A 12,235-nucleotide genomic window follows, 5' to 3' on the forward strand; every position below is an offset into this window, starting at 1 on the left:
CTCTGACACGTTCTGAAATTAAAAAATTAGTATACCTTAAATTTATTTAACGGCTTATTACTACTTTTCTTAATAAAAAACATTTAGTTCTTATTAGTAATGTTAGGCTACTAAAATACTTTTTGTTCCCCAAACACAAAAAACGCGCCAGTCAGGCGCGTTTTTACATACTTTTGGATTATGGGCACTCAACTGAGGCCTGAGAAGGGTTACCGTGTTTTGTTGCTGCCTGAACTGAACAAAATTTAGAGCTATCAAATACCGCTAACACCTCATCATGCGCTGATTTGTTAAACACCATTTCCTGCTCTTCTACTGTGAACTTAGGTTGAAACTTACCCTGGTGCACAACACTTACGCCATCAGCATTGTCATGAACAGCAAAAATTCTCGCTGTATCATTATCATCCGAATAAAAACGGACTGCTGAAGGCAAAAACACAACATAAATGGTTTCACTGTTAACTTGCCTAATCTCCCAGTTACCAGTCGCTACAAGCTCACCATTCTGGCTGTTCGAGTTACCCTGTTCGTCATTGGATACAACATAAAAGTTCACACTCTTTCTGGAATCATTCACCATTTCAGCAAACACATACCCTTGCGCTCCAGAAGCTTTGTTGTACCACGCAACATTCGGCCCTTTAGCTTGCGAAGCGGAGGACGCTGCCGTCTGAGAAATCAGGTCATTCAGAGTAAGTGCGTATCCATATACATCATTGCTCAACCATGTCTGATAACATACGCCATCTCGAAGCTCATTTGCCTCACATGAATGCTGCCAAAGTTCATAACGATCATACAGCTCGATAAACTCCATTCGATATCCATACGATTCTGAGTTTGAGAAGGTCGTGTTAGCCGTTACAAAGTCAGCCCATTTAGCTGCTCTGAAATCCGCTGCATTCAAAACGTCATCAATCGGTTTATTCTGCAAGGAGACTTTGTTCGCCGTAAAGCGCTCTATAATATTGGAATAAGTTGGATGAGTAAGCGTCACCTCACCAGTAATATTGTTTACCTCGATAAAAAAATCATCCCTAAGATTCTTCCAGCCATCCGGTGTCAATGTGATGTTGCTTCCTTCATCAGTTCTCACTTTCCATGGCGTCGTCCCATCATATTGATACTCGACACCAGCTTCTTCATAAGCGTTATTAACATTCGAAGACGTCGCCAATTTGAAGTTGTTATAAAATGCTCGAAGATAGCTATCATTGTGCCAGGCGCTATAGCTGTATATTCCTTGCGATGTGACAATATCAAGAAGCTCTGAAGCGCTCGCTAGCTGAAGCTCTCTTTTAACTTCAATTTCACTCTTCGCGCTAGTAACATCAAGCTCAATCTCGGAACCCAGCGAAACAACAAACGATGACGCGGTCGCGTTGACATCATCGGTTTCTATTATCTCGCTTGCGATCGTTTCAAGGCGGTCTGCAACTTTATCTGCAATCCAATCGAGTTTTTCTTCAGTAGAGATCCCTTGCTCGGCAGAAGAGTCATTAGAGAAGTTTGTATGTGTTTCCTTCATAATTGCTGCAGCAACCTGTGCTACCTGATGGAGTTGCTGATAGGCTTTTTTCTCAGAAGCATCAGAGCTTTGCTTCTTTGAGACATAGTCTTGCTTAGGCTCGATATTCAACCCTAACTGACTGATAATTTTTGCTTCCGCAATATCAAGACTTTCAGAAGAAGATTCTAACTCACTGACAACCATTGTGGTGATTGGGCTGACAAATGTATATCCGACAAGAGCAGCAAGAGAGTAGTCACGTATTGGGATTATCCTGGTCAATCGTTACGTCTTTAATTACTTCAACTATCAAACCATGATTATCAATATCATCCTGGTTGAGCCCTGTAATGGTAAACTCCCCATTCTCTCCTGTGGTCACAGAAGGCTCTGAGGTATCACATACCTTATTATCATTGAGATCAAGGCAAACCGTAGCATTGTATAAGTATCCGTCTGCTGCCTGACCAGACAAAGACTGACCACCTGTGCTTACTACTGATGTATCTGTGGTAGCATCGTCACCGCCTCCACAACCATATAGTGCGGCAAGAACCGCGATACCAAAAATAGACTTTGAATTGTTATTTATTGTAATCGACATAATTCACTTCCACCTGCTTAAATTAAAAAGTGATCCAACAGTGTTAATATCGATCATTAAATCATATATCGTTTTTAACTGTCATTCATTGAGCCAATTCAGAAACAACCAATCATTCGCAAGGTTTATAGAAAAACCTTAATAATCAACAGCTATAGAGCTAAAAACCTAATTTTCCGCAAAGAGTTATTGGAATACAGATCACACAAATGAACTTTTTAAGAAATCACCAGTTGGGATATAATTTGTTTTATTACAATAAGTTAAATAAATCTAGGCTTAATAAAGAAGAAATGATAGACAGATGATGTCGTTAAATTTAGAAAAGAGCAAATTTTTAGCAACAGTTACAAAAAGTTGCTTTAACTTGTGACAACAGTTGATTCCTGAGCCGCTCAATAAAATTAATTAGCGACTCAGAAAAATTCTAGAATTACCTTGCGTTTACAGCCTCTACAAACACCTTCTGGGCATCTTCTACATTGAGTGCTTTCGCTTCTTCAAGCAAACTTAACGCCTTAGGAATATCGTTGGCTTCTACTGCTTGTTGAATAGATGAGTGGTAGTAGTCTTGTGTAGACTGCAGGGGTTTGACTACCGATTTTGTCGGTGCAGGTATCGCTTCCTTCTGACGAACTTGCTGTTTCTTTTGCTTGTAACCGCTTAGTGACAGAGTTTCTATTTCTAGCTCTAGTTCACCTGAATAGGTATTAGTGTATTTTAAATCCGTTACAATAGGCATCGGCTCACCAGCTTCTATAGCACGGACTTTTGCAGGGTGAGGAACTATGACCTCATCATTAATACTATTTGAATCGGTATAAATCACCATATATGGAGTTTTTACGCTATCTACTTCGAAAGTTTTTTCGTATCTGCTTTTTGATAATGCATCAGAAAATCTAACCTTGAAATCATCTTCAGTGAACGTTTTTACGACCAAATATTGCTCATCTAACAGAGCGATACTGGGAGCAAACACTGATTTATCTACCATATTACTTTTCAGTGTAACTCTTACCGAGCCCGACTGTTGAGAAAACTCAAAAGCCGAAAAATAGCTTTTACCTGACTCGAAACCCCATACTGGAGCAGATTCATTTATTTCAAATTTGAACGAGTCTACTTTGTCGAGAACAACCCAAGGAAAATCGGCTTCAGAAACACAGCAAAGTGAATCTGAACTCAAGCTGGTTTGTAACTGCGACTCGGAGCTTGAGGGAGCAGTATTGGCACACCCCAATATACTTAAGGACAACAAAGATACTACGGTAAAGTTTTTCATACATACTCCTAAAGAGAATAAGGCAGCCAAACCTTGGCTGCCTTGCTTGTAGATTGGCTTAGTAAAGAACTGTCTAGGCTATTAGAACCAAATTTCTGCTTCAACACCTACACGAGCTTCACTATCGTCACCACCTCTAGACCACTTGTAACCACTGTCGCTTGAGGACATGTATGCTACGTATGGTTTGATTTGTGGACGACCCCAGTAATCCGCGTTAACAGTAAACACGGGAGCTAGAGTTGCAGAGTAGAAATCAGTATCTGCTTTTTCACGTCCCCAAGTACCTGCAGAGCCTAAACTTTCTACTGCATAAGTTAACACCGCTTCCATTCGGAAGTTCTCGTTTACTTTGTAAGAAGGTGTCAAGCCTAGGAACGCTCTAGATAGACCACCCTGAGATCCCCAAACACTGTCAGTAGTGTCGTTTGAAAGGTCCCAATAAGTTAGTTCAGTACCTAACTGGAAGTTATCACTAACATTTGCAACACCATAAGAAGTGAAGAAAATAGACTCATCATCTTTCTGCCAGTTACCACTCCACTGACCAAAGTTTACACCTCGGTTTGCAGCAACACCTTGACCGTAAGTAAGTGCAGTAGTTGTCCAGCCATCAAAGCCATAGTAGTCACGAGAGTATGTAACCGATACGCCAAAACCATCTTCTGCAGTGCTAGCTTCGTCTACATTTTCACGCTTCATAAGTTTCAGATCAAAGTCAAAACGACCTCCAAGTCCTTCAACTCCATAGTAGTAAAAATCTGCGGTGTTTACTGTGGTACTAGCACCATTGGCATCTAAGTTCTGATTCTTACAACTCTGATTGATGTCATCTACTGTACAGCTACCCTCACCAGGATCAGCAGACATAATCGCAAATCCCATGTTGTTATAGTGAACACCAGCACCAACACCAGATGATTGTTTCCAGAATTCTTTAGTAATGATACCAGCCTGGCGGTTTAGATAACGCTGACCAGCCCAGATGCTAAGTCCGTCAGTGAAGTAAGATAGGTCACCTAGTTCAACGTAAGCTTCCTTAAATTCTAATTGGCCCGACTCTAGGAACCCTTCACTACCTGATGATGAAGTGTAGAAACCACGGCCGTTACCACCTTCGTTGTTACCATATTCAGTTTTTAGTACGTATTTTGACCATGCACCACTTTCGTAGTTGTTGCCCTTAGTGACAGTAAACTCGACTTGTGTTGGGTTACCAGAGAAAGCGGCACCAGCAGCATGATAATCACGACGGTGTGTGTAAGACTCATCTAGCGCCAAAGATTGACCAACATTGTATAGCAAATGGCCATAGCCATTAACAGTCCAGCCTTCAGTTACTTTATCTTCCGCTAAAGCATTTCCTGCTAGTAGAGTACCTGCTACTGCAGCAGCAATTACGCTTACTTTTTTCATATCGTTAACTCCTGAACGATTAATTATTGTTTTATCCCTTTTAGCCAGTGTCGCTCAAATAGGCAGTAAAAAAGCGTCGACTAACCAGAGGTAAGTGTTGGGAGTTGCCCCCCTGTGAATTGTTTCAACGATGACGATATTAGATAATTCGAATGAGGCTGACTTCCTCCGCCCTCGATTAATTTTGGGGGGAGTAGGAGGGAGGAGAAAATCACCCCTAAAATTTTTTTGCAGGCTGTGTCACTGATTTAGGGTGTAGAAGAGGGGTGTTCTGCGGAATATTCAGCTACAAAATGTTACTGACATCAAACTTTCACAGATTTGAGAGTACAAAAAGTATTTTAAAAATAATGAAAATTTTAAATACAAGGATGTTGCCTTTATAGGACAAGACGATTAACTTTAAGTTCAGAAGCTTCGAAGAATAAATAAACAGAATATTTAAAATGACTAAAAAGCGTTCACGCCCCTATCCGCATGGAGCAACATTGGATAGTGAAGGCTGTAATTTTTCCATATACGCGCCAAACTGCCCTGATATCTCTCTCGCGTTGTTCGAGAGTGATGACAAGTATACCCTCTACCCAATAGAGGAACATTACGCTGGGACCAGGCATATCTACATTGAGAAGGTGAAAGCCGGACAAAAATATGGCTATGTCATCGAAACCGATGAAGGCCAACATCTGCTTTCTGACCCATACGCAAAATCCCTCGATAGACCACTTAACTATTCTCTACCTTTCAGCAACAAAAAAACCTGGCAAATGGCCAAGTGTGTCGTTACAGAAGACAAGTTTGACTGGCAGGGAACAGAGCCTCCAAGAATCGCTCGTGAAGACATGGTGCTATTTGAGACTCATGTTAAAGGCGTAAGCAAACTCAACCCAGATGTACCACCATCCAGTCAGGGAAGTTACCTCGGGCTGGTTAGTGATGCCATGCTCAAGTTCTTTAAAGAGCAAAACATTACGTCTATTCAGCTATTACCTATCGCGGCCTGTATGCATGAACCTCATCTTTTAAAGATGGATAAGGTGAATTACTGGGGATATAACCCTTACCTGTTTATGGTGCCAGATCCTCGATACGCTAAAGATGATGCGGTAACAGAATTTAAAACCGCAGTTCGCGAACTTCACCGCAATGGCATCGAAGTCATTCTGGACGTAGTCTACAACCATACGGCGGAAGGCGGAAACGGCGGACCAATATTTAACCTGAAAGCACTGGATCCTAATTACTACATCATGCATGGTCCCCACTTCGCTAACTATGCGGGTACTGGGAATACCATGAACCTGATGCACCAGCCAACGCTTAATCTGGTGATGGATACGCTTCGTTACTGGGTTAACGAATATAAAATAGATGGCTTCCGATTCGATCTTGCAGCCACACTTGGCCGAGATGGTGACAATTACAACTATCATTCTCCATTCTTCAAAGCGGTTGCGCAGGATCCTGCTTTAAAAGAGGTTAAGCTGATAGCAGAACCATGGGATATTGGCCCTAATGGTTATCAAGTAGGCGGTTTTCCAGATGGATGGAACGAATGTAATGATAAGTTCCGCGATATCACGAGAAGTTTCTGGCGAGGCGATCAGGGTTATTTAAAAGAGTTTGCCACCCGACTTATGGGTTCTCGTGATTTATATAGTGCTAGCCGCTGGCCTCACAAGCTTACTGTGAACTATATAACCTACCACGATGGGTTTACGTTGCAGGATCTCGTTTCCTACCGCCACAAGCACAATGAACAGAATGGTGAGAACAACCATGATGGTCACGGTGACAACCGTTCAGACAACTATGGTGTCGAAGGTGAAACCGAAAATATGCTAATCAAAGCGATACGAGAGAAGCAGAAGCGAAATTTCCTCGCTAGCCTGTTATTCGCATTTGGTATCCCGCATATCCTGACCGCCGATATTCTGTCCCACTCACAAAAAGGCAATAACAACGCCTACTGTCAGGACAACGAGTTAAGCTGGCTTAATTGGTCACATACAGACAGAAAAGAGCACTTCCGAACCTGGCTGAGCGACATGGTGAAAGCTCGCTACATATACATGTCGCCATTTGTTCGGGCCTTTAGCGGGGAGCAGCGTAATCAGAACCGCGTCGGCTGGAGAAGACCAGATGGTGATCATATGGAACACGACGACTGGAACCAGCTCAGCTCAGTAGCTCTTCATCTTGGGATTGGTCAGGATGGTAATGAGTTGATTTATCTGATTAATCAGTCAAACGCGCCGTCACACTTTATCCTACCTGCAGATAAAAAACAGCAGTGGGAAACGATTTGTGATACCAACTTGCGTGACAATTCTAACCAGATGGTTAACGGAGAAATGTTATTGGCTCCAATGTCATTAGCTATCTTGCATGCAAAAAGTGAAGAGAGCTGATTATAGATTGGGCTCCATAGAGGAGCCCAACAATAAAATGTGCTGAACCACATAAAAATCGCTGATATTCATATATTTATTTACTAATTATTTTCTACATTTGGCATAAAGCAACTATATTATTAAGAGCAATTTATGCTCTCAGGAAGAATAGTGAAATGGACGACAAAAACGCAGAAAATGGAACCCGCATCTCCGGCGAAATGCCCGGTATCGGCGTATATATCTGTACTCAATGCCACTTTGCAATAGTGGTTGTTAGGGATAATTTTATCCTCCCATCCTGCCCATGCTGTGAAAACAATAGTTTTATCGAATCAGAGGAAGATGCAGAGTTTGATGATTAGAAGAGTCATCTTCTCTCCATCATCTCTTCTGCCTATCTATTTTCATTAATAACTATAAACTCTTTCCTAAAATAGACTGATTATCAATAATAGTCAGTCTGTTATCCTACGACACATCATTACTTCACTTCTCAGTTAAGGATATATTCCATGCAAAAAACCATTCTTATAACAGGTGCAACCGACGGTATCGGCTTAGAAACTGCTAAATTGCTGGTTACCGCAGGTCATAATGTCCTGATTCACGGTCGTACCCCATCGAAATTAAAAGCTGTAGAAGAACTGCTTTCTAGCATCGGTGGCGCAGGAAAGATCCATAGCTATACTTCCGATCTCTCATATATTGCAGATGTTGAAGCGCTGGCGGTCGCTATCTCTGCGGAACACTCACACCTTGATGTAATCATTAATAATGCTGGTGTATATACCACTCCAACCACTCGAACCAAAGACAATCTGGATGTTCGCTTTGTGGTAAACACATTATCGCCTTATCTGCTCACCCAAAAGTTAATCCATCTTTTGGATTCATCAGGCAGAGTGGTCAATCTCTCTTCTGCTGCGCAGAGTCCTGTTGATATAAGTGCTTTGCTCGGTCAAAAAGCGTTGTCTGACAATGCAGCATACGCACAGAGCAAGCTGGCAATAACCATGTGGTCACGCCATATGGCCGATGAACTGGGCACTAATGGTCCTGCTGTCATTGCTGTAAACCCGGCCTCCTTCCTGGGCAGCAAAATGGTTAAAGAAGCGTACGGCGTCGCGGGCAATGACCTAAGCATTGGCGCAGATATTTTGTTCCGTGCAGCACTTTCAGATGAGTTTGCTAACGCATCAGGAAGATACTATGACAATGACTCAAAACAGTTTTCCGCTCCGCACCCGGACGCGGAGAACACCTCAAAAAATAAAGAGCTCGTTCAGGTTATAGAAAAAATACTGACTGAAAAAGCTATTTAAACGCGAATTACTCCGCTAATCTGGCCAGAACGATTTAGGATCGTTCTGGCTTTTTCGTTTATGGCTATATACTCAAGTATAAATATGAAACCCAACAAAATATCAACCGAACAAAGAACAATTATAGAAAGCGTTGTCGTTGATTTAAGCGCTCATTATGGCCCGTTCAACTGGTGGCAAAGTGACAGCCCGTTTGAAGTAATGGTAGGTGCGATTCTTGTCCAGAATACAGCCTGGGCCAATGTCGAAAAAGCGCTAGACAAACTAGGACAAGAGCTCACTCCTGAACTAATGCAAGAGATGCCATTATCAGAACTTGCTGAAAAAATACGTTCGTCCGGTTACTACAATCAAAAAGCCCAGAAACTTAAAGCCCTTATCCAATGGTATAGAGAATACAATTTCGATATAGAGACAGTTCGTATTAAGTCGACTACAGAACTAAGAGAAGAGCTACTATCAATAAAAGGCATTGGCAATGAAACAGCAGACGCGATCCTGGTCTATGCCATCAAAAAGCCTTCTTTTATTATCGATGCATACACACGCCGAATATTCACAAGAATCGGCTTAGACGTGCCTAAAAACTATGAAGCATTTCAGGCCATGTTTGAACAAGTCTATTCCAAGGACACAACGCTGTACGCTTATTACCATGGTTTGATGGTGGAGCATGCCCAGCAGTTTTGCAGGAAGACACCTTTGTGCTCTGGGTGCCCGTTGTTCGAACGTTGTCTTGGCCCAGATATAAAATAGCCGCAATAACTTGAGTCCAACCATATTCATTATCAACGATATTCAGAAACTGATTTCTTTTGTAGGCCGCTTATCACATTTTTGTAGTATTGCTAGGATTATTATAGTTAAGCAATCAATTACGATTTCACATCTAAGGGGTCACTATGCTTGGTGAAAACCACTCTTTACTAAACGAATTTCCGGAATTCAAAGATCTTATCTCTCAACTAGTTGCAAATGATGAGAACTTTGCCAAAGACACAAAAACTTATGACGGTCTCGATACAGAAATACGCGAGCTGGAACTTGATGGCGCTCCGATTGATGATGAAACCATGCATAAGATGAAGCATGATCGTGCTGAGCTCAAAGATTCGCTATATCAGCGCCTGCTAAAAGCAAAATCTTAGATCCCAGCCTCCGCAGGGATGACGAATTATATTGATAAACTCAGGGCTGCACTCGCAGCCCTTGTCTATTATGCTAACTCTCTATCCCAGTAAGGAGGGTTTCCATAAAAATCAGCTAAGTGATCAATAAACACCCTTACTTTGGGAGCCAGCAACCTGGAGCTAGGATATACCGCCCAGATAGCGGCATCTGACACCAATGTATAATCGGCCAGAATCTCAACCAACTCTCCCCTCTTCATATGCTCATAAGCGATCCATGTAGCGCACAGAGCAATCCCCATCCCATTAACGCATGCGTCACGAACCGCTTCACCATGATCGGTTTTAAAGCTGGCCTGAGGTTTAACATGAATCCGACCATCCGGCCCATCAAACAACAGGTTTTCTAAACCAGACAGGCTTAGGAATTTATGCTCTTTCAAATCCTCAGGTTTAGATGGTTTACCGTTTTTGGATAGGTACTCTGGCGAGGCGCATATAATACGTTTATCGACTGCAAGTTTTCGAGCAATTAAGCTTGAGTCTTTTAGCTCTGCGTTACGTATGGCAACATCAAATCCACCCTCAATCAAATCGACAATTGAATCGGTTAATCGCAGATCAATCACCAGATCGGGATACTTCTCCTGAAACGTTTTGAGCACTGGCATCAGATGCATTCGTCCAAATGACGCTGGCGCTGTAATTCTCAAGGTTCCTTTTGGTATAGAATCCCCAACGCCAACAGCGGCTCTGGCAGCTTCAACACTTGCAAGTACCTCTTCTGCATGAGGTAGAAACGCCATTCCCTCTTCGGTGAGCGATACTTTTCGCGTCGTTCGATGTACCAATCGTACACCTAACGCCTCTTCAAGCTTATTGATATGAGAGCTGGAAACTGCCGGTGATAAACCCAGTTCCTGACCCGCCTGGCTGATGTTATGGGTCGCTGCGAGACGAACAAATAATTTTAGGTGCTCGATGTTCATTTTTATTATCAACAAAAAGAAGAAAGTGATTTTCAATATAGGGAATTTTTATTCTAAAAGCTATCGAATATATTGGTATATCTCTAGGAGGTTTCACCCTACCGTCATTGTTGCAAATATGGCAAAGGTGAATTGTAAACTGAGGTATTACAGGGAAGGAAAAATTAGATTACTATCCACGTCCACACTAGCGAATTAGCGATATGTTAACTATTTCACCAACTTTAAAACTGATCATAAACCGCACTGTGCCACTTACGTTGGGGGTATTCTCAATCATGCTGGTACAGCTTGTCGATACGATATTTATTGGTCAGCTAGGGATAGATCAATTAACAGTTCAGGGACTGACTCTTCCATTTTATACCGTCATCATTGGGTTACAGGTCGGTATAGGTGTCGCCGCTACCTGCATAATCTCGCAAGCTGCTGGAGCTAAGCAGACAGAAAAAGCCACGACTACCGCCAGTATTACTGTCATCTTTGGCACACTATTTATTACTTTGGTTGCAACGCTATTATGGTTGCTCAGAGAGCAGGTTTTCTCTGTATTTATCTCTCCTGAAGATGTCGATGAACAAGGTGAAGTGTTAAAGCAGATTTTTCTAAGCTATTGGCCTGTATGGCTATTCAGCACAATCTTTAGCGCAACGCTCTATCTGGTATCGGCGGTCTATCGGGCAAATCAGGACACTAAATCCCCTGGTATGATTCTTGTGGTCGCGAGCGTCATTAACCTTATACTCGATCCGATTTTAATTTTTGTCCTTGATATGGGAATCATTGGTGCTGCTATTGCCTCTACCATTGCTTTCTCATCGTGCGCAGCTTACATGTGGTTTAAAGCGCGTAACAAAGGTTGGTTTAGTACCATTCGCATAAATGCGATAACCATAACGTACTTCACAGAATTAATCCGGATGGTCATCCCTACCACTATGAACCAAATCCTACCTTCTGTTAGCACGTTCTTTGGTATGTTACTGATATCGACTTTGGGAGTAGATGCCATTGCATTCTGGAGCCTGCTTAGCCGTACCGAGACATTCCTTCTGGTCTTCACGCTATCTCTGACTATGTCCGTCCCTCCGATGATTGGCAAGGCACTCGGGGAAGGAAATGCTGAGAACATCTCGAATCTATTGAACACCACGGCTAAGTTTGTTTTGGTTTTCCATACTAGCGTTGCCCTCATTGTCGCTCTGTCATCTGACCTTTTAGTTCCAATCATGAGCGATGAAGCGCAGCTAATCGAGTGGATGAAATTCTCAATGTGGATCATCCCATTCAGCTATGGTCCACTTGGCTTATGTATGATTGTTGTATCTGCGTTCAATGCCCTAGGCATCCCTAAAAGAGCACTACTGCTTTCTTTTGCACGGTTATTCGTTTTTTACCTTCCTGCAATTTGGATCGGTACGCAAACCGATGACGTACCAAATACTATCGTTGCAGCTTCATTAGCGAACTTATGTGCTGGAATGACTGCATGGAAACTTCTAAAACGACACCCAGTGTTCAATAAAGCCTCGAACGTATCCTTACATCAAGCAAATATCAAATTGACATAGGTAGAATGA

Annotated in this window: 11 protein-coding genes; 6 read left to right on the plus strand and 5 right to left on the minus strand. The window is 42.3% G+C overall.

Going from position 1 to position 12,235, the window contains the following annotated elements:
* Positions 1-178: 178 nt before the first annotated feature.
* From P7F88_RS07075 to P7F88_RS07090, 4 genes are all read right to left on the minus strand, one after another.
* Positions 179-1,795, minus strand: coding sequence for a hypothetical protein (locus P7F88_RS07075; RefSeq protein WP_277823173.1), 1,617 nt, complete (start codon positions 1,793-1,795; stop codon positions 179-181).
* Positions 1,770-2,117: a hypothetical protein gene (locus P7F88_RS07080; RefSeq protein ID WP_277823175.1), complete on the minus strand. Its 348-nt coding sequence runs from the start codon at positions 2,115-2,117 to the stop codon at positions 1,770-1,772. The genes P7F88_RS07075 and P7F88_RS07080 overlap by 26 nt, the downstream gene beginning before the upstream one ends.
* Positions 2,118-2,550: 433 nt before the next feature.
* Positions 2,551-3,402: a MalM family protein gene (locus P7F88_RS07085; protein ID WP_277823177.1), complete on the minus strand. Its 852-nt coding sequence runs from the start codon at positions 3,400-3,402 to the stop codon at positions 2,551-2,553.
* Positions 3,403-3,483: 81 nt separating this feature from the next.
* Complete coding sequence (locus tag P7F88_RS07090; RefSeq protein ID WP_277823179.1) at positions 3,484-4,818, minus strand: carbohydrate porin; 1,335 nt, start codon at positions 4,816-4,818, stop codon at positions 3,484-3,486.
* A gap of 446 nt (positions 4,819-5,264) precedes the next feature.
* Here P7F88_RS07090 and glgX point away from each other — a divergent pair, with 446 nt between their 5' ends.
* From glgX to P7F88_RS07115, 5 genes are all read left to right on the plus strand, one after another.
* Positions 5,265-7,229 carry a glycogen debranching protein GlgX gene (gene glgX, locus P7F88_RS07095; RefSeq protein ID WP_277823181.1) on the plus strand — a complete coding sequence of 655 codons (1,965 nt, stop codon included), beginning with the start codon at positions 5,265-5,267 and terminating at the stop codon, positions 7,227-7,229.
* 158 nt (positions 7,230-7,387) lie between these two features.
* Positions 7,388-7,576 carry a zinc ribbon-containing protein gene (locus P7F88_RS07100; RefSeq protein ID WP_277823183.1) on the plus strand — a complete coding sequence of 63 codons (189 nt, stop codon included), beginning with the start codon at positions 7,388-7,390 and terminating at the stop codon, positions 7,574-7,576.
* Between the two features lie 150 nt (positions 7,577-7,726).
* On the plus strand, positions 7,727-8,536 hold the full coding sequence (locus P7F88_RS07105; RefSeq protein WP_277823185.1) for an SDR family NAD(P)-dependent oxidoreductase: 810 nt from the start codon (positions 7,727-7,729) through the stop codon (positions 8,534-8,536).
* Positions 8,537-8,620: 84 nt separating this feature from the next.
* Positions 8,621-9,292 carry an endonuclease III domain-containing protein gene (locus P7F88_RS07110; RefSeq protein ID WP_277823187.1) on the plus strand — a complete coding sequence of 224 codons (672 nt, stop codon included), beginning with the start codon at positions 8,621-8,623 and terminating at the stop codon, positions 9,290-9,292.
* A gap of 146 nt (positions 9,293-9,438) precedes the next feature.
* The gene (locus tag P7F88_RS07115; protein WP_277823189.1) at positions 9,439-9,684 is read left to right on the plus strand and encodes an HP1242/YdcH family protein; all 246 of its coding nucleotides are present in this window, start codon (positions 9,439-9,441) and stop codon (positions 9,682-9,684) included.
* A 68-nt stretch (positions 9,685-9,752) separates the two neighbouring features.
* Here the strand turns inward: P7F88_RS07115 and P7F88_RS07120 are convergent, their stop codons facing one another.
* A complete protein-coding gene (locus tag P7F88_RS07120) occupies positions 9,753-10,655 on the minus strand; it encodes a LysR family transcriptional regulator (protein WP_277823191.1) in 903 nt (300 codons plus the stop codon).
* Positions 10,656-10,858: 203 nt separating this feature from the next.
* Between P7F88_RS07120 and P7F88_RS07125 the strand changes: the two genes are divergently transcribed.
* Entirely contained in the window at positions 10,859-12,226 is a 1,368-nt protein-coding gene (locus tag P7F88_RS07125; RefSeq protein ID WP_277823193.1) for an MATE family efflux transporter, read from the plus strand.
* Positions 12,227-12,235: the final 9 nt, after the last annotated feature.

This window comes from Vibrio hannami (assembly GCF_029589055.1).
GTDB lineage: Bacteria > Pseudomonadota > Gammaproteobacteria > Enterobacterales > Vibrionaceae > Vibrio > Vibrio hannami.